The 17,884-nt window shown below is 61.2% G+C and carries 14 protein-coding genes and 1 pseudogene; 5 read left to right on the top strand and 10 right to left on the bottom strand.

Going from position 1 to position 17,884, the window contains the following annotated elements:
* The first annotated feature begins 146 nt into the window (after window positions 1-146).
* The 4 genes from KGB07_RS07105 to KGB07_RS07090 all read left to right on the top strand — a co-directional run bounded on the left by KGB07_RS07105 (window position 147) and on the right by KGB07_RS07090 (window position 4,821).
* A complete protein-coding gene (locus tag KGB07_RS07105) occupies window positions 147-617 on the top strand; it encodes an SRPBCC domain-containing protein (protein ID WP_223465038.1) in 471 nt (156 codons plus the stop codon).
* Entirely contained in the window at window positions 532-1,626 is a 1,095-nt protein-coding gene (gene cysD / locus KGB07_RS07100) for a sulfate adenylyltransferase subunit CysD (protein ID WP_317850406.1), read from the top strand. Before KGB07_RS07105 ends, cysD begins: the two co-directional genes overlap by 86 nt.
* Complete coding sequence (gene cysN, locus KGB07_RS07095; RefSeq protein ID WP_223465036.1) at window positions 1,626-3,518, top strand: sulfate adenylyltransferase subunit CysN; 1,893 nt, start codon at window positions 1,626-1,628, stop codon at window positions 3,516-3,518. Before cysD ends, cysN begins: the two co-directional genes overlap by 1 nt.
* A 130-nt stretch (window positions 3,519-3,648) precedes the next feature.
* Complete coding sequence (locus tag KGB07_RS07090) at window positions 3,649-4,821, top strand: helix-turn-helix transcriptional regulator (RefSeq protein WP_223465035.1); 1,173 nt, start codon at window positions 3,649-3,651, stop codon at window positions 4,819-4,821.
* Between the two features lie 113 nt (window positions 4,822-4,934).
* On the opposite strand, the gene KGB07_RS07085 is transcribed toward KGB07_RS07090, so the two are convergent.
* From KGB07_RS07085 to KGB07_RS07045, 9 genes and pseudogenes are all read right to left on the bottom strand, one after another.
* A complete protein-coding gene (locus KGB07_RS07085; protein WP_046038315.1) occupies window positions 4,935-5,828 on the bottom strand; it encodes a polysaccharide deacetylase family protein in 894 nt (297 codons plus the stop codon).
* A gap of 61 nt (window positions 5,829-5,889) precedes the next feature.
* On the bottom strand, window positions 5,890-6,798 hold the full coding sequence (locus KGB07_RS07080; protein ID WP_046038317.1) for an NAD-dependent epimerase/dehydratase family protein: 909 nt from the start codon (window positions 6,796-6,798) through the stop codon (window positions 5,890-5,892).
* Window positions 6,799-6,884: 86 nt separating this feature from the next.
* Window positions 6,885-7,619, bottom strand: a complete 735-nt coding sequence (locus tag KGB07_RS07075; protein WP_046038382.1) for an SDR family NAD(P)-dependent oxidoreductase — start codon at window positions 7,617-7,619, stop codon at window positions 6,885-6,887.
* 87 nt (window positions 7,620-7,706) lie between these two features.
* The gene (locus KGB07_RS07070) at window positions 7,707-9,134 is read right to left on the bottom strand and encodes an APC family permease (RefSeq protein ID WP_046038318.1); all 1,428 of its coding nucleotides are present in this window, start codon (window positions 9,132-9,134) and stop codon (window positions 7,707-7,709) included.
* Between the two features lie 422 nt (window positions 9,135-9,556).
* A complete protein-coding gene (locus tag KGB07_RS07065) occupies window positions 9,557-10,009 on the bottom strand; it encodes a VOC family protein (protein WP_223465033.1) in 453 nt (150 codons plus the stop codon).
* A gap of 142 nt (window positions 10,010-10,151) precedes the next feature.
* Window positions 10,152-11,397, bottom strand: a pseudogene (locus KGB07_RS07060) (thiolase family protein).
* Window positions 11,394-13,277 carry a feruloyl-CoA synthase gene (locus KGB07_RS07055; RefSeq protein ID WP_046038325.1) on the bottom strand — a complete coding sequence of 628 codons (1,884 nt, stop codon included), beginning with the start codon at window positions 13,275-13,277 and terminating at the stop codon, window positions 11,394-11,396. The pseudogene KGB07_RS07060 and the gene KGB07_RS07055 overlap by 4 nt, the downstream one beginning before the upstream one ends.
* A gap of 90 nt (window positions 13,278-13,367) precedes the next feature.
* A complete protein-coding gene (locus tag KGB07_RS07050) occupies window positions 13,368-14,816 on the bottom strand; it encodes an aldehyde dehydrogenase (RefSeq protein WP_223465032.1) in 1,449 nt (482 codons plus the stop codon).
* 83 nt (window positions 14,817-14,899) lie between these two features.
* Window positions 14,900-15,730, bottom strand: coding sequence for a p-hydroxycinnamoyl CoA hydratase/lyase (locus tag KGB07_RS07045; RefSeq protein ID WP_046038330.1), 831 nt, complete (start codon window positions 15,728-15,730; stop codon window positions 14,900-14,902).
* 214 nt (window positions 15,731-15,944) lie between these two features.
* On the opposite strand from KGB07_RS07045, the gene KGB07_RS07040 reads away from it, so the two are divergent.
* Window positions 15,945-16,433, top strand: a complete 489-nt coding sequence (locus KGB07_RS07040) for a MarR family winged helix-turn-helix transcriptional regulator (RefSeq protein WP_046038332.1) — start codon at window positions 15,945-15,947, stop codon at window positions 16,431-16,433.
* Between the two features lie 61 nt (window positions 16,434-16,494).
* Here KGB07_RS07040 and KGB07_RS07035 read toward each other — a convergent pair whose 3' ends face one another.
* Entirely contained in the window at window positions 16,495-17,802 is a 1,308-nt protein-coding gene (locus KGB07_RS07035; RefSeq protein ID WP_411741529.1) for an OprD family porin, read from the bottom strand.
* Between the last annotated feature and the right edge of the window lie 82 nt (window positions 17,803-17,884).

The raw sequence follows: 17,884 nt of genomic DNA, 5'->3' as shown, positions 1-17,884 counted from the left end.
CGGTTCTTCGTCCGTGCGGACTAAACGCCCGATCTAGTCCGGGCGGACGAGGAGCCGCCGGGTACAAGCGGTGAGGATCGCGCCTGAGCCCAGGGCTCACTGGCGCCACCGTCCGTGGCGCGCAGTCATCCTCACAGGAGCCACCCATGAACGCAGAAAAAAACCTGGTCCGTTCGCTGACCGTGGACATCGCCGCCCCGGCCGAACTGGTCTGGGGCATCCTCATCGACCTGTCCGCCTACCCGCAGTGGAACCCCTACACGGTCAAGGTCGAGTCGAGCCTGGTGCTCGGCGAGCCGGTCAATCTGTTCCTGCCCAATCCGGGGCGCCCAGGCGAACTGCTGCATGTGATCGAGTACCTGGCGGACTTCTTGCCCCACCGGCTGCTCGCCTGGGAGATGTATGCCAACGCCGGCAATCCCGACGCGGCCCGTCGCGAGCAGCACATCGAGCACACCAGCGCGGGCCGTTGCCGCTACCACACCACCGACCAGTTCCTCGGCGCCACCGCCGACCAGGTCATGTCCGATCATGGCGTTTGGGTCAAACAAGGGTTCGATGCCGTGGCCCAAGCACTCAAGATCCGTGCCGAGACGCTGTACGCGTCCGTCGCGTGACCTTCAGCTGCCGGCGCTTCTTCGTCCGAGCAGACGAAGAGGCACCGGTGGTGCTTTACCTACCGTGGTGTTCAGCCGGCGCCAATCCCGGCAGAACACGAGGAGGTATCCGATGTTGACTCATCTGCAATGGCTGGAAGCGGAAAGCATCCAGATCATCCGCGAAGTGGTGGCCGAGTGTGAGAACCCGGTGATGCTCTACTCCATCGGCAAGGACAGCGCGGTCATGCTGCACCTGGCGATGAAGGCCTTCGCCCCGGGCAAGCCGCCCTTCCCCCTGCTGCACGTGGACACCACTTGGAAGTTTCGCGAAATGATCGCCTTTCGCGACCAGACCGCCGAACGCCTGGGCCTGGAACTGCTGGTGCACATCAACCCCGAAGGCGTGGAAAACGCCATCGACCCCTTCATCCACGGCTCGGCCGTGCACACCGATGTGTGGAAGACCCAGGGCCTGAAGCAGGCCCTGGACCACTACGGTTTCGATGCCGCGTTCGGCGGTGCCCGGCGTGACGAAGAAAAGTCGCGGGCCAAGGAACGAGTGTTTTCCCTGCGCTCCGAGCAGCACCGCTGGGACCCCAAGCAGCAGCGCCCGGAGCTCTGGCGCCTGTACAACACCCGCAAGCGCAAGGGTGAAAGCCTGCGGGTGTTCCCGCTGTCGAACTGGACCGAACTCGATATCTGGCAATACATCTACCTGGAACAGATCCCCATCGTGCCCTTGTACTTCGCCAAGGAGCGCCCGGTGGTGCGCCGTGACGGCACGCTGATCATGGTCGATGACGAACGCCTGCCGCTGCTGCCCGGAGAAACCCCGGAACTGCGCAAGGTGCGCTTCCGCACGCTTGGCTGCTATCCGTTGACCGGCGCCATCGACAGTGACGCCGACAACCTGCCGGCGATCATCGGCGAGATGCTGGTCAGCCGCACCTCGGAACGCCAGGGCCGCCTGATCGACAGCGACTCGGCGGGCTCCATGGAGAAGAAGAAACAAGAGGGGTATTTCTGATGAACGCGATCACCGATGCACGCAATGGCGACCTGACGCCCTACCTGCAACAACAGCAGAACAAGCAACTGCTGCGCTTCATCACCTGTGGCAGTGTCGACGACGGCAAGAGCACCTTGATCGGCCGCCTGCTGTATGAATCCAAGGTGTTGTTCGAGGACCAGTTGGGCCAGCTCGAAGCCGATTCGAAAAAGCTCGGCACCCAGGGTGACGAACTGGATTTCGCCCTGCTGGTCGACGGCCTGAGCGCCGAGCGCGAGCAAGGCATCACCATCGATGTGGCCTACCGTTTTTTTGCCACCGACAAGCGCAAGTTCATCGTCGCCGACACCCCCGGCCACGAACAGTACACCCGCAACATGGTCACAGGCGCGTCCACCGCCGACCTGGCGGTGATCCTCATCGATGCCCGCCAGGGCTTGCTGACTCAGACCCGCAGGCACAGTTACCTGGTGTCGCTGCTGGGCATCCGCAAGGTGGTGGTGGCGATCAACAAGCTCGACCTGGTGGAATACTCCCAGGCATTGTTCGAGCGCATCGAAGCCGAGTATCGCGCCTTCGCCGCACAGATAGGTCTGCAGGATATCCAGTGCATTCCGCTGTCGGCGCTGCGCGGCGACAACATGCTCCAACCCAGCCCCAACACGCCCTGGTACCAGGGCCCGAGCCTGCTCGCCTACCTTGAAGACGTACCGCTGGAGCAGGACCGGCAGAGCCACGCGGCGTTCTGTCTGCCGGTGCAGTGGGTGAACCGGCCGAACCTGGATTTTCGTGGCTATTGCGGCAACGTCGTGGCCGGCAGCGTGCGCGTCGGCGAGCGTATCCGCGTGCTGCCCTCGGGCCAGCAGAGCGAGATCACCGGCATCCTTGGCAGCGCCGGGGAACAGCAGCAAGCCGTGTGCGGCCAGGCCGTGACCCTGACCCTCAAGGACGAGATCGATATCAGTCGCGGCGACGTGATCGCCCTGGCCGACGCCCCGCCAGCTGTGGCCGACCAGTTCGAAGCGACCCTGGTGTGGATGGACGAACAGCCCCTGTTGCCGGGGCGTCCGTACCTGATGAAGATCGGTTGCCGCACCGTCGGCATGAGCTGCGCCAACCTCAAGCACCGGGTCGATGTGAACAGCCTCGAGCACCTGGCGGCCAAGACCCTGGAACTTAACGGCATTGGCGTGTGCAACCTGCACCTGGACCGGCCGATCGCCTTCGATGCCTATGCCGACAACCGCGATACCGGGGGCTTCATCGTCATCGACCGTCTGAGCAATCGCACGGTCGGCGCCGGCATGCTGCACTTCGCCTTGCGCCGTGCGCAGAACGTGCACTGGCAGGCCATCGACGTCAACCGCGAGGCCCACGCCGCGCTCAAGGGCCAGTCGCCGCGGGTGCTGTGGTTTACCGGTTTGTCCGGTGCGGGCAAATCGACCATCGCCAACCTGGTCGAGCGCAAGCTGCATGCCCTGGGCCGGCACACCTATCTGCTCGACGGCGACAACGTGCGCCACGGCCTGAACCGCGACCTGGGCTTTACCGAAGCCGACCGGGTGGAAAACATCCGTCGGGTCTCGGAGGTGGCCAGGCTGATGCTCGATGCCGGGCTAATCACCCTGGTCTCGTTCATCTCGCCGTTCCGGGCCGAGCGTGACATGGCCCGCAGCCTGGCCGGCGACGGCAACTTCCTCGAGATCTTCATCGATGCGTCGCTGGCCCTGGCCGAGCAGCGCGACCCCAAGGGCCTGTACCTCAAAGCCCGGCGCGGCGAGCTGAAGAACTTCACCGGCATCGACTCGCCCTACGAGCCGCCAGTGGCGCCGGACATCCACATCGACACCCAGCACGAGTCTGCCGAGGCCGCCGCCGAACGCATTGTCGAAGCCCTGCTGGCGCTGTAACGGCTACCGGGTGCAGCCTTGCCCCTTGGGTATGCGCTGCGCCCGTGAGTGCCTAGGCCAAACGGACGATTTTGCCGCCGTGACCCCGGTCGATACTCGCCCATGACACCACGCAGCCAAAGAGGCGCGCATGACCCTGCCCTTTTCCACCTGCCCGGACCTGCACGCCAGCATCGACATCCCCTCGGCCGAGCTCAGCAGCCTGCTCGGACTGGTCTACCACGGCACGCTGGAGCCCACGCCCTGGGCCAGTTTGCTCGAAGCCCTGCGCCAGCGCTTCGCCGTCAGCTTCTTCACCCTGGTGCTGCGCAACCCCGACCATGAACGCCCCGGGCTGATCGTCAATGCCTCGGTGCATGGCGCGCTGTTACCCGGCGAGCCCTCCTACAGCGAGCACTTCTATTCGATCTGTCCGTTCCTCGACTGGCCCGCAGACCAGGTGGCCAGTGCCGACCAGGTGCTCGGCACAGAGGCCTGGCTGGCCCATGACTTCTACCGCAACTACCTGCAGCCCCTGGACCTGCGCGATGTGCTGGTGGCCAACATGCGCACCGCCGCCGGCATGCACTGCGCGCTGTTCGCCTGCCGCGACCACGCCAGCGCAGCGTTCACCCCGGCGCAAATCAACCTGATCCGCCTGTTGTTACCGCACCTGCAACAGGCGGTGGACCTGCACTCGGCGGTGGATCAACTGGATGCCGAACGCCAGCTCTACGCGGCCACCATCGACCGCCTGATGGTTGGCACGGCCATCCTCGACGAGAACGGCCGGATGATGCGCTGCAACCGTGCCGCCCAGCGCCTGTTCGACAGCCATGACGGCCTGGAATGCAGGCACGACAAGCTCTGTGCCTTCGCCGGCCATGAGAACCGCACACTGCAGCAGGCCATCCAGGCGGTGTTGAAACAGCGCCCGCGCGGCCTCGATGACCTGCAAGTCCTGACCCTGTCGCGGCCCAGCGGCGAGATGCCTCTGAACCTGCTGCTGCGCCCGATTGCCATGAACTACCAGACCCACAACAGCGCCCGACGCCCGGCAGTGGTGGTGTTCATCCGCGATCCTGCCGACTCGCCCCAAGCCTCGCGCGACCTGCTGCGCAGCCTGTTCCAACTGACCCGCACGGAAACCGAAGTGGCCATGCTGGTCATGGACGGCCAGACCCTCGATGAGACGGCCGAGGCGCTCGGGGTTTCGCGCAACACCGTGCGCGCCCACTTGCGCGGCGTGTTCGCCAAGACTGGCGCCACGCGCCAGGCGCAATTGGTCAAGACCTTGCTCAATAGCGTGGCGTCGTTGGGGTAGCGGTCTGTCGCTGATGTTTCAGACAAAAAAGGCGACCCTCCTTCGAAGGTCGCCTCTTCAACATCAATGACTGCAAGAACCCGAGACCCACGATGGGTTCACCATCAGAGCGGTTACTTGTTTGCTGTCACCGGTCCCTGATAGTAAGGCAGGCTGTCAATCCGTGGCTTATAGGCCCCAGTGCGGACACTACGCTGAACATGCGCCGCGATCTCATCCATAGGTGCAAACCAGACACCGCCTTTTTCCATCATGTATTCGATCAACTTCGACACTTCATGCCATCGTGCCAGGCGACCGGAAAGGAAAGGATGCCAGACGGGTATGAACAGACCGCCATACTCCCAAGCAGCATCAAACTCGGCCTTGAAAACCTCCATGGCGCGTTGCGGCGACTGGATCGGCATTTGAAAATCAAGGTCGATACTGTGCATGTACTGGGGCCAGTCATCCAGCGCCCAACTGGAGGGTAGCTCCACCAGCTCTCCAGCATTTGTGCGCAACAGATAAGGAACATCATCCCCCATCAACGAGGCGTCATAACTGAAGCCTCGCTCGATCAGCAAATCAGCCGAGTGCTCCGACATGTTGTAGAGGGGAGCCCGCCAGCCTCGCGGTGCCTGGCCCGTGAAGCGCTTGATGGTGTCGCAACCGCGATCGAGCCAATAAGCTTCTTCTTCTCGAGTCAGCTCGTTTGGATGCTCGTGTATGTAGCCATGGTGAGCAATTTCGTGCCCATGTTCGACGATCGCTTCAATGGCCTTCGGGTATTGCTCGATGCACCAGGCCGGGATGAAGAACGTTTGTTTAATCTCGAAACGTCGATAGGTCTCCAGGATCCTTGGAATCGCCACCTTCGGTCCATAGTGCAGCATAGAAATACTGGCAACTCTCGTTGCCGAATCCTTGGGGTGCGCCACATGCAGAATGCTGTCCGCATCCATGTCAAAGGTAAAGGAGACGGCACAACGTGCGCCATTTGGCCAGACAATAGGGTTTTCAATCATGCTTAATCACCAATGGCTGCTGAATATCATTGATTCACCAGGAACCTGAGCAATACCGATATCAATACTCGTGATCGCGCAGCCAGTCGGAGTAATGGGTCAGTCCTTTTTCCAGCGACCATTGCGCTGAGTACCCCAACGCCTGCTGCGCAGCACTCAGATCCCATTCCCCATGCCGATCCAGATGCCAGTAGCCATTGCCGATTTCGATGCGGGCCTCAGGCATCATTTTCCTGATCAGTTCAACGGCCTCATGCAGTGTCCAGGAACGATCACCGGCAATATTGAATACACCGCCCTTCAAGTCTCTGGATTCAGCTGCCATGAGCACAGCGCGCACAACATCTTCCACATGAATGTAATGGAAGCGATGATCGCCGCCGGTAGGCAAGTTGAATGTTTCACCCCGATGAACTGTTTTAAGTATGTCCCTGAGAACCTGGGGCATTTTATTTTCAGGGCCATACACTTCAGCAATCCGCAGCGAGATGACTTCCATCCCGTAGAGGTCGTTGTAGACCCGGCCAAAATGCTCGGTGGCAACTTTGGTTACACCATAAGGTGTCGTTGGGTTAGTTGGTGTTTTTTCATTGATGACACCCTCGAAATGCCCGTACACCGTTTCCGAAGAAAAATTCACCAGCTTTTTAATGCCCGCCAGGCGCATTGCCTCAAGCAAATGAATAGTGCCATCGATGTTCGCTGCCACTGTCGTGATCGGCAGATCTATGGACAAGTCGGGATGCGACATCGCTGCCGTGTGAATAACACGATCAACGCCAAAGTCCTGGATGGTTCTGACAATCCGGGGAATATCGTATAACTCCCCCTGTACTGGGGTCATGAACTCCGACCTGGCCTCTGAGTAGTCACGATTGTAACTAACCACCTTGACGCCCTGCTCGCTGAGCTTTTTAGTCAGGTACCTGCCAACATAGCCCAAACCACCGGTAATCATTACAGCGCTCATGTTGTATCCTTCTTGTTATTAGAAAAATCAGAGCCACTTGTTTGACTGGGAAATTCATGACTCAGTGAAGTTTGCAAGACACCCGACTAAATCGCGGCCCCGCCATTGGGGCTGACGATCTGTCCAACCATGTAATTTCCCGCGGGCCCGGCCAGGGCTTCGACCATGGCTGCAATCTCGTCCGGCTTTCCGAAGCGCTTCAATGGAATGGTCGCGCGCGTCTCGTCGTTGTATTCAATGGTGTCGTTGATCAACATGTCTGTTTCGATCGGCCCCGGTGCCACCGAATTGACCAATACGCCTTGTGGGGCAACTTCCTTCGCAACCGCTTTAGTCAGTGCGATCACCCCGCCCTTGGAGGCGCAATACGCGGCGTAGGTTGGAAAGCCAATCAATCCAAGCTCGGAACTGATGTTGATAATCCGCCCCTGACCACGTGCCAGCATGCCCGGCAACACGGCCTGCATGCAGGCCCAGGTCCCTCCGAGATTGGTACTGATCATCTGTTCCCACTGTGCCCATGTCGTCTGCGCGACGGTCGCCGAAACCAGCCGCCCGGCATTGTTGACAAGAATATCGACCCGCCCGAAGCGGCTCTCCGCCTCCCTGATGATTCCGGCTGCCGCTTCGGGATGACTGACATCGGCTTGAACAGTGATCCCGTCGCCGCCGTTGTCCTGGGCAATACGTATTACTTCATCCAGTTGATCCTTGACGTCGAAGTAGTTGAGTACCAAATACTCCCCACTTGCAGCAAAACGTTTGGCAATTGCCAGGCCAATACCCCTTGCTGCTCCCGTAATTACGACAACACGCTTCATAAGTTCACCCATGGTTTTAAATGAACACCACACGCAGGCGCCAATCTCCAACTAACGCAGACTGGGCCGCATGCGTTAACTTCGGAATCAGGACTCTTGCATTGGAGTCAGTACGGCTTGTCTGGAAACTCGCGACTGCCAGAACACAATCATCGCGCCAGAAAGAATGGTCAGCGCGCCAAGGTACCAGGCGGTGTATTGATCTTCGGGCGAAACCGGATTCGCCCCGGCGGTATAACCGATGTATCCCAGCACAAGGATTGCCAGCGCAGCCGGGATCGACAGTGCCAGCGCCATAACGAAACGTTGACGGCGGAAGGTCATGACAATGAACGCTGCGATAGCGGCCATATAGGACATCACCAGCGTGATGGTCACGACATCGTAGTACCAGGAGATTTTGTCCAGTGGCTTCCACCAGAGCAGCGTAATCGCGAGGGCCGAGACGATAACGCTGGCCAGCCATGGCGATCTCGATTTATTGACTGAACGAAACGCCGCTGGCAGATGCCCCTCCTCACTCATTCGATAGAGCGTACGCGCAGCCGCACTTGAAGAAATCTGCAAGCCGGCGCATGCCGAAGTGATCACGACGAACAGAGCGATCCAGGCCATGGCCGGGGGCAAGTAGACATTCGCCACGGCGGCGATCGGCCCACCGTTGCCGTCTTCGATAATGGCCGCCAACTTCTCTACAGGCACCGCGTACTGCCAGCCAATCGCCGCGAGACTGTAAATGACAAATGCCGAAGTCAGAACCAGAAGCATGGAGCGTTGTACCGTCCGAACCGGAATACGCGATTCCTCGATGTAGTTGATCGCCGAATCGAAGTTCGCGAGCATCCACACACCGAACAGCACCCCCGGCCCGATCGCGGACCAGCCACCAGCCCCTTCCAGCGTGTACATGGACATCACTGACAAATCCGGAACCTGAGGATTGATGATGCCCATCAGCCCTAGCCCGGCTACAACGCTGATCTCGAAAATCAGAAATACGCTGGCGACCTTGGCTGTGGCATTGACGCCGTTGCAGGAGATGGCCAGGAAGATCAGAACCATGCCCGTTCCGATCAGTTTTGCGTTAAGCGGCCCCGCCAACACCGGGAACAGCGCCTGTATGTATTCGGTTCCGATGATTGCGCACATTGCCATTACCGCCATGCAGGCAACGGAGTACGCCCAACCGAGAATGGTCCCTACGCGGGTATGCAGAAATCGCGAGGTGAAGGTGAAGATGCCACCCGCCGACGGCGCCTGGCGAGTGAGTGAGATCATGCAGAACGCCATGACCAGCATCGGAAAGAAGTACGCAATCAAAATGGCCAGTGGCGCGTGGTGGCCCGATATCGAGTAAAGAATCGACATGGAAGAGGCTGCGATCCAGCCTGGCGCATTGAAACCCAGCGCCGAAAAAGTCACATCCCTGGTGGTTAGAGTTCCCTTGTTTAACGCCGTATCCAGATCACGAACAGTTCCGTCACGGTCATAGCCGATAAGTTCATAGAAGTTCATTTTTCAGGCTCTGATTAATAGCTATAGAAGATGTTTTAGCGTCAAACCATTCGAACTGATTTGAGCGCCGCTCTTATTATTCAACTAAGCAAAATGCAGATACTCAAAATCCAAACAAGCCAGACACTCATAGCTTATTCAGATTTGATTTACAGCTTTCTTGTTATTTAACGCTGCCCGGAAAACCCTCAAGTCAAGATTTTTTCAGCCGCGAGCAGTCACTGCAACTGCACAGCTACGTAAGTGGTCAGTTGTGGCGCTTAAACTTCTGAATGGGGGGGGATGTCAGTATAGGAACAGCCAAAAAATACCTACCATCAGCAATTGCCGATGTTTAAATCTGAATTAGCGAAGTGAATTGTCAGACGCCTTCAACGGCAGCTGGCCATAAGCCCTGGCAGCTCGGTACCTGTTGCAAGTGCTCATCGAGAAGCGTGCTGCCCCAGCTCCTGGGCAAGCCCGATGAGAATGCCTTCTGGCCCTCGTATGTAGCAGAGCCGATACGCATCTTCGTACCGGGCCACTTTGCCGACGAGCTTCGCGCCGCGTTTGTAGAGCCTGGCAAGCGTGTCGTCGATGTCTTCCACGGTGAACATGACGCGCAGGTAACCGAGGGCGTTCACCGGGGCGTTGCGGTGATCGGCGACCACAGGTGGTGCGAGGAATCGGGATAGCTCGAGCCGGCTGTGACCGTCCGGCGTACGCATCATGGCAATCTCGACGCGCATGTCGCGCAATCCAGTGACGCCATCTGCCCAGTCGCCTTCGATGGGCGCGCGCCCCTCGAACTCGAGGCCAAGTTCGGTGAAGAATTCGATGGCCGCTTCGAGGTCTTCTACAACAATGCCGATGTTGTCCATACGCTTGACCGTCATGATGTCTCCTTGCCGTCCAACGCAGTAGCCGAGGACCTAGCTTGGCATTGTCGGGCAAGACGACAAAATAAACTGACCAGCGGATCCCCCCCGCTCAATGCGCTCACTGGACAACACAGGCTGTCCGCCAACCAAGGAAACCTCAGCCACGCCAGGCGGGGTTCTCGATCAATAGCGCCATGCCCTGCCCGCCGCCAACACAGGCTGCGGCGATCCCGTAACGCAGATTGTGCTCACGCAGTTGTCGGGCCAGGGTCAGCACCAGACGCAAGCCGCTGGCGGCCAAGGGGTGGCCGAGAGCCAACGAACCGCCCTGGACGTTCAGACGCGAATGGTCCAGTTCCAGTTCCTGAGCCACCGCCAGCACCTGGGCGGCCTGGGCTTCGTTGATTTCGAAGCGGTCGACCTGCTCCAGGCTCAAGCCGCTGCGCTGCAACAGCAGGCGTATCGCCGGCGCCGGGCCGATGCCCATGAACTCCGGCGCCACCCCGACCACCGCGCTGGCCCGCAGCAAGGCCAGCGGTGTATCTCGACAGGCCGAAGCGCGCCCGACCAGGGCAGCCGCCGCGCCATCGACCACCGCACAACTGTTGCCGGCGGTTTGCACCCCGCCTTCGTGCACGCTGCGCAACCTGGCCAACGCCGCGATGTCTCCGGGCAGTGGGTGGCTGTCTTCACTCACCGTGTCGACGCCGCGTGGCAGGCGGATGCTGCGTGGCTGATAGCCTTGCAGTTCAAACACCTGATGCCCCACGGCAACGATCTCGGGTGCCAGCCAGCCAGCCAGCTTGTTGTGTCGCAAAAGCGCGCTGATGACTGGCGCAGGCGTAGGCGTCTACCGCTTCGCGCGTCAGCCCGTAACGCCGCGCCAGGTTGTCGGCGGTGGTGATCATGTCCACCCCGGGAGCCGGGTCGTACAAGGCTTCCCAGAGAAAATCCTTGAACTGCACTTGCGCGCCAAGGCGGAATCCACCTCGATGGGTATAGGCCGCAATCGGATTGCGCGACATCGATTCGGTGGCCACGCACAACGCCATTTGCACGCCGTCATCCAGTTGCCTGGCGGCCTGGCGCAGCAGTTCGAAACCGGTAGCGCAGATGCGCTGCACCCCCAGTGCCGGAACCGATTGCGCCACGCCGCTGTAGAGGCCGATGTGCCGTGGCAGCATGTAGGCATCGAAGCTGGCCTGGGCCATGGAGCCCGCCAGCACGCTGTCTACCGCCAGCGGATCGACTTGCGCGCGAGCCAGTACTTCGCGCCCGACCTTGATGCCCAGGTCGATCGGCGACACCTCGGCCAGCGCCCCACCGAGGTCCACCCACGGCGTGCGCACCGCATCGAAAATCGCCGCATCGGCGAAGGCCGAGTACTGCCCGTCTGTGCTCACGACTTCGCCCCGGCGCGCAGGATGGCCGGATCGAGCCCGCGATACAGCGCCTCGACCTGCTCCGCGCGCCACTGCAATACCGCACGCTGATTGATCGAGCCCTTGTCGGTGATTTCCCCCCGGTCGATGGACGCCGGCTCGTCGAGCAAGGCGATCCATTCCAGGCGACTGGCATTGCCCGTGGCCTCGCGATTGAGTCGCTGCAACCAGCCGGCGAACCACTCGCGTACCGGTGCGCTGGCCAGCACCTCGGCGTCGCTGGCACTGGCCGCCAGCCCTGACAGCCGTCGACATTCGAACATCCGCGCGAAGACCAGCGCGCCCAGGCATTCGCGATCCGGCGCGGTCACCACCAGGTCCTGGACATAGGGCGAACCTTCGAGCACCGCGCGGCTGCGCAAAGGCCCGACGCTGACGAACACCCCGGATGACAACTTGAAATCTTCGGCGATGCGCCCGTCGAACATCAGCCCCAATTGCGGATCACGCGGGTCGGCGAGCTTGAGCGCATCACCGGAACAGTAGAAGCCCTGCGGGTCGAACGCATCGAGGGTCTGCTGCGGTGACCGCCAGTAGCCGGGCATGATGTGCGGCCCACGAAAGCGTCCTTCCAGTTTGCCGTCCACCGGCACCAGGCGCACCTCGCAACCGGGCGCCGGCAAGCCGACATAACCGGCCATGGACAACGGCCCGGTGGTGAAGGTGCAGGATGGCGAAGCCTCGGTCATGCCGAGCCCGGCCATCATGCGGATACGCTCGCCACAGTGCTGTTCGCTGATCCGGTCGAGTCGGTCCCAGACACTTTGCGACAGACCGGCCGCAGCGAAGAAAAACAGGCTGATGCGTTTGAAAAAAACCTCGCGCAGCTCCGCGTCCTGCTCCAGTGCCGAGGCCAGTTCTTCCCAGCCCTTGGGCACGGTCAGGTAAGCGGTGGGCGACACTTCCTTGAGGTTACGCAGGGTCTGCGCGAAACCCTGCGCCGTCGGCTTGCCGTCGTCCAGGTAAAAGCTGCCACCGTTGTAGAGCACGATGCCGACGTTATGGCTACCGCCGAAGGTGTGGTTCCACGGCAGCCAGTCCACCAGCACCGGCGGCTCTTCGCCGAACACCGGAAACGTCTGCAACAGCATCTGCTGGTTAGAGCACAGCATGCGCTGGGTGGTGATCACAGCCTTGGGCAATTTGGTCGAGCCGGAGGTGAACAGGAACTTGGCGATGCTGTCCGGCCCCGTGCTGGCAAACGCGGCTTCGGCCTCGGCCCCGCCCGGCTGCTCAAGCAGGCTGGCGAAGCTGACCTGACGGCGTCCCGCGATGTCGCCCCGGACGGTAATCATGGGCGTTTCAACCGGCAGCACGGCATCGATTGCACGCTGGTAGGCTGCGGCATCACTGACAAAAACCAAGCCAGGCTGCAGCAGGTCGCAGACGTGACGCAGCTTGGCGAAATCCTGGGACAGCAGCGAATAGGCCGGCGACACCGGGCAGTAGGGAATGCCCGCGTACAGGGCGCCGAACGCCAGTTGCAAATGCTCGATGTCATTGCCCGAGAGCAGCACCAGTGGTTTGTCTGCCGACAGGCCGTAGCTCAACAGGCTTTGGGCGATGGCCCGGACACTGTCGAGCATCTGCGCGTAACTGACCCGGCGCCAGTCACCGTCGGCCTGGCGGGCGGCGATGAAGGTCTGCTCGGGACGCACCTTGGCCCAATGCACCAGACGGTCAAGCAGTCGCGGCGGATACTCGGCCAATGGCTCCAGGGAACGCATGTGCAATGCGCCCTGCTGCTCTGTGACCTCGACCGCTGCGCGACCGATCGACACGTGACGGTAGCGCGGCGCGCTGATCTGGGTGTGGGGTTGCGATCTGAATTCGGAACTCACGTGCTTGTTCTCCATCAAGGCACGCTACCACCAAGCCGCACGAATGGGCATGGTGGTGGCTGCAGCCTTTTTTATTGTTATTTCTGCGGTTCAGATCGGGTAATGCCGCGGTCCATGCTGCAAGGTGACCCAGCGCAACTGGGTGAAATGCTCGATGGACGCCTTGCCGCCAAAGCTGCCGTAGCCGCTGGACTTGACCCCGCCGAAAGGCATTTGCGCTTCGTCATGCACGGTCGGGCCGTTGATATGGCAGATGCCCGACTCGACCCGTTGGGCCAGCGCCAGGGCGCGCCCGGTATCGCGACTGAAAATCGCCGCCGACAATCCGAACTCGGAGTCGTTGGCCAGACGCAGCAACGCTTCATCGCCCTCCCCGCGCAGCAACACCGCCACCGGGCCGAAGGATTCCTCACGGTACAAACGCATGGTTTCGTTGACGCCATCGAGCAAGGTCGGCTGCAAAATACTGCCGTCCAGTTGCCCGCCGACCAACAGCCGCGCGCCCTTGGCCAGGGCATCGTCGATCAACCCCTTGATGCGCGTTCCGGCACTGGCATCCACCAGCGAACCGAGCACCGAATCCGTCGATGCAGGATCACCCGCGCGCAGGGTCTCGACCTTGGCTGCCAGTTTGGCGACAAAGGCGTCAGCGACCTTCGCATCGACGATCAGGCGTTCGGTGGACATGCAGATCTGTCCCTGATTGAAGTACGCGCCGAAGGCCGCTGCCTCCACCGCCGCATCCAGGTCGGCATCATCGAGCACCAGCAACGGCGCCTTGCCGCCCAGCTCCAGCAAGGCCGGCTTGAGGTGGCGCGCCGAAAGCTCGCCAACGATGCGCCCGACATGGGTTGAACCGGTGAAGTTGACCCGTCGCACCGCCGGGTTGGCGATCAGCCGCTCGACAATCGCGGCGGCATCCGCCGGGGCATTGCTGATGACGTTGACCACGCCATCGCCCAAACCTGCATCCTGCAAGACCTGGCCGATCAACCGGTGCACTGCCGGGCTCAGCTCGGAAGCTTTGAGCACCACGGTATTGCCGCACGCCAGCGGCATGGCGATGGCGCGGGTGGCGAGAATCACCGGGGCATTCCACGGGGCGATCCCCAGCACCACACCGCAGGGTTGACGCAGGGCCATGGCAAAACTGCCCGGCACATCCGAGGGGATGACTTCGCCATTGATCTGGGTGGTCATCGACGCCGCTTCACGCAGCATGTTGGCCGCCAGCCGCACGTTGAAACCGTACCAGTTGGCCATGGCCCCGGTTTCACCGGCCGCTGCAATGAACTCTTCACTGCGCGCCTGCAACTGCTCGGCGGCCTTGAGCAAACGGCTGCGACGCTCGTTGGGCGCCAGGGCGGCCCAGGCGGGAAACGCTGCCTGGGCTGCGGCCACCGCGGCATCGGCATCTTCCAGGGTGGCGGCGGCCACCCGCGATACCACTTCACCGGTCACCGGGTTGCGGCGTTCGAAGGTCCGACCGTCGCGGGCAGGCAGCGACTGGCCGCCAATCAGCAGGGGCACGTCCAGCATGGTGATTCCTCTTTATTGTCTTTATCGGGAATACATTCGAGCGATGCAGCGCGCCGGGGCGGACATGCGCCCGGCGATCAGTCTCAGCGCTTGTAGGCCTGCAGACCGGGCTTGATGCTCTTGTCGTCGAGGAACTGCTTCATGCCCTGCTCACGGCCACCTTCGGTGTCGAGCAGGCGCGACTGGTCGAGCTTGGCGTACAGGTAGTCTTCGTTCTGTTCCCAGGTCAGCTCGCGGCAGCGCTTGAAGCCATGCTTGGCCGCACGCAGCACCACCGGGTTTTTCTCCAGCAGGTTGCGCGCCAGATCCACGGTGACTTCACGCAGTTGCGCCAGGGGTACGCTTTCGTTGACCAGGCCCATCTCGGCGGCTTTCTGCCCACCGAAGGTCTTGCCGGTCATGATGTAGTACAGCGATTGACGATGGCCCACGGTGTCGGCCATGGCCTTGCTCACCAGGTTGCCCGGCGGGATGCCCCAGTTGATTTCCGAGAGGCCGAAGGTTGCTTCGTCGGCGCAGATCGCCAGGTCACAGGCCACCAGCGGGCTGAAGCCGCCACCGAAGCACCAGCCGTTGACCATGGCGATGGTCGGCTTGGTGTACATGCGCAGCAGTTTCCATTGCCATTGCGAGGCTTCGCGGCGGATTTTTTCCTGGAGGATCTCCGGGCCCGCGTCCACTTCGCGGAAGTATTCCTTGAGGTCCATGCCCGCGGTCCAGGCTTCGCCGGCACCGGTCAACACCAGCACGCCGGCCGCCGGATCCTGCTCCAGGGTTTCCAGCACATCGATCATTTCCCGGTTGAGTGTCGGGCTCATGGCGTTGCGTTTTTCCGGGCGATTGAGGATGACCCAGGCGATGCCTTCCTCGATCTCGACCTTGACGGTTGTCCAGCGACCTTCGTAATTGCTCATGGCGATGCTCTCTTGTTCTTGGCTTGAAGATGACTGGAAATTAAATGACCGATATAGTTATGTCAATTAACTATTAATCGAATTAACCATTTTTTTGTCCACCCGGAAATATCCTCCGGCCCCATCGTCATGAACGACGGGCATAGCTATCAGCGACCAACCCCGGCAAACTAGATACGCTTGTTAACCTCCACCTCTTCAGGATTCACCCGCAATGGCCAAGCCTTCTCCCCTCGCCGACCAGAGCGAGTCCCCGTCCGCCACCGCCGAGCTGCAGGCACCGCTGGATTCGGCACTGGATGACCTGATCGGCTACGCGATGCGGCGCGCCCAACTCAAGCTGTTCCAGAACCTGATCGGTCGCCTGTCAGCCCATGACCTGCGCCCCGCGCAGTTCTCGGCCCTGGCGATCATCGACCAGAATCCGGGACTGATGCAGGCCGACCTGGCCCGGGCCCTGGCCATCGAGCCGCCGCAGGTGGTGCCGTTGCTCAATAAACTGGAAAGCCGCGCGCTGGCGGTGCGGGTGCGCTGCAAACCGGACAAGCGCTCCTACGGAATCTTCCTGAGCAAGACCGGCGAAACCTTGCTCAAGGAGCTCAAGCAGATCGCCGCGCAAAGCGATTTCGACTCCACCTCATCGCTGACCGGCGAAGAGCGCGAGGAGCTGCTGCGCTTGCTGAGAAAGGTTTACCAGGACTGAACGCACGCTGCCGGCACGCTCCAGAAGAGGCGGCCGGCTGGGAACGTCGAAGGACCCGGGCTTACCAGATCGGCAAGGTATAGAGCACCAGGAAGCGGGTCTGGTTTTCATCGCGGAATGCCGCGCCAGCGGGGAAGTCATTGCGGTAGATCGACTTGCGCGCCAACAGACCGACGTTTTTCAGCGGGCCGCTCTGAATCACATAACCCAGCTCCATCTGGAACTCGCGTTCCTTGCGGTCCTCGGCGTTGAAGGCGGCCAACTCGATGTTATCGCCGCGCACATAACGCAACCGCCCCTTCAGCCCAGGCACGCCGGATGCGACGAAGTCATAGTCGTAGATGGCCTGCCAGGTATGCTCCTTTGCATTGAGAAAGTCCGAACTCATGGTCAGCTCGCTCATGCCCATCAGCTCGGTGCCAGAGATGTACGGCGTCGCCGTGTCGCCACTGGCGTGCATGTAGCCGAGGCTCACCCGGTGCCCGCCGAAGCGGTAGCCGAACAATGCCGAGAGGTTGCGGTTGTCCACCCTGCCCGCCTTGGCGCTGCCATCCTCGCGGCTGAAAAAACTGCGCAAGTCACTGGTGAACACACCTTCGCCGAGCGGCAGGTTGTGCAGCAATGCCAGGGTGTCTTGTTGGTACAGGTCGGCCACCTCGGCATGGTAGGCGCGCAGGCTCAGGTCCTTGTTGACCTGGTAATCACCCCCCAGATAAGCCAGGTGCGAGGTGGTAGCAGCGCCGTTGAAACGCCGGTTCGGCGAGGCGATGGTCATGGCCTGATAGTCCGTGGAATCGCGCTTGTTGATGCGATCGATGTAACCGGTGTTCAGGGTCAGGCCATCGAAATCCCTGGAACTGAGCGTGGTGCCGCGAAAGGTCTGTGGCAGCAGTCGCGACGGGCTGGCCAAAGCAAACGGCAGGAAGATCGAGACATCGCCGCTCTTGACCGTTGTCTGGGCAAACCGCAGCTTGGCCGTCGGCGCCAGCCGCGAATAGTCATCCGCCGCGCGCTTGTCGCTGGCCGACACCGGCAACAGTTCGGTGCCGCTGCGATCCGGAGCGGAATCGAGCTTGACCCCCAGCAGCCCCCGCACGTCCAGACCAAAGCCCACAGTTCCTTCGGTAAACCCCGACTCCATGCCCAGGATGAAACCCTGGGCCCACTCCCGCGCGGCCGTCTTGGCGCCGCCGTCCTGGTATTCACGGTCGATGTAGTAATTGCGCAGGGTCAAGTTTGCGTGACTGTCCTCGATAAATCCCTCGGCCCGCAACTGAGAGGGCAGAACGCTGACGCCTAGCAGTGCCACCACCCACCCTGGATGGATACTGCAAACGCAGGGGAGCGACGCTACGGAACCGGTGTTCATGGGGCGTTTTGGCATGTTCGATGTCCACTTTTTATTGTTGTTTTTGAGTGCCGGCCCCGCACGGGTCTGCCGGATTCACCAT

The sequence above is a fragment of the Pseudomonas sp. GL-RE-26 genome, assembly GCF_019956275.1.
Lineage (GTDB): Bacteria > Pseudomonadota > Gammaproteobacteria > Pseudomonadales > Pseudomonadaceae > Aquipseudomonas > Aquipseudomonas grandcourensis.
The sequence above is the reverse complement of the archived record's forward strand: the minus strand, read 5'-3'. Positions and strand labels throughout refer to the sequence as shown.

What these genes read in the sequence shown, in the direction of transcription:
- KGB07_RS07065 (WP_223465033.1), bottom strand. Translation starts at nt 10,009, where the DNA reads ATGACGGTCAAGCGTATGGACAACATCGGCATTGTTGTAGAAGACCTC.
- KGB07_RS07050 (WP_223465032.1), bottom strand. Translation starts at nt 14,816, where the DNA reads ATGCTGGACGTGCCCCTGCTGATTGGCGGCCAGTCGCTGCCTGCCCGC.
- cysN (WP_223465036.1), top strand. Translation starts at nt 1,626, where the DNA reads ATGAACGCGATCACCGATGCACGCAATGGCGACCTGACGCCCTACCTG.
- KGB07_RS07035 (WP_411741529.1), bottom strand. Translation starts at nt 17,802, where the DNA reads ATGAACACCGGTTCCGTAGCGTCGCTCCCCTGCGTTTGCAGTATCCAT.
- KGB07_RS07040 (WP_046038332.1), top strand. Translation starts at nt 15,945, where the DNA reads ATGGCCAAGCCTTCTCCCCTCGCCGACCAGAGCGAGTCCCCGTCCGCC.
- KGB07_RS07045 (WP_046038330.1), bottom strand. Translation starts at nt 15,730, where the DNA reads ATGAGCAATTACGAAGGTCGCTGGACAACCGTCAAGGTCGAGATCGAG.
- KGB07_RS07085 (WP_046038315.1), bottom strand. Translation starts at nt 5,828, where the DNA reads ATGATTGAAAACCCTATTGTCTGGCCAAATGGCGCACGTTGTGCCGTC.
- KGB07_RS07105 (WP_223465038.1), top strand. Translation starts at nt 147, where the DNA reads ATGAACGCAGAAAAAAACCTGGTCCGTTCGCTGACCGTGGACATCGCC.
- KGB07_RS07070 (WP_046038318.1), bottom strand. Translation starts at nt 9,134, where the DNA reads ATGAACTTCTATGAACTTATCGGCTATGACCGTGACGGAACTGTTCGT.
- cysD (WP_317850406.1), top strand. Translation starts at nt 532, where the DNA reads ATGGCGTTTGGGTCAAACAAGGGTTCGATGCCGTGGCCCAAGCACTCA.
- KGB07_RS07080 (WP_046038317.1), bottom strand. Translation starts at nt 6,798, where the DNA reads ATGAGCGCTGTAATGATTACCGGTGGTTTGGGCTATGTTGGCAGGTAC.
- KGB07_RS07075 (WP_046038382.1), bottom strand. Translation starts at nt 7,619, where the DNA reads ATGAAGCGTGTTGTCGTAATTACGGGAGCAGCAAGGGGTATTGGCCTG.
- KGB07_RS07090 (WP_223465035.1), top strand. Translation starts at nt 3,649, where the DNA reads ATGACCCTGCCCTTTTCCACCTGCCCGGACCTGCACGCCAGCATCGAC.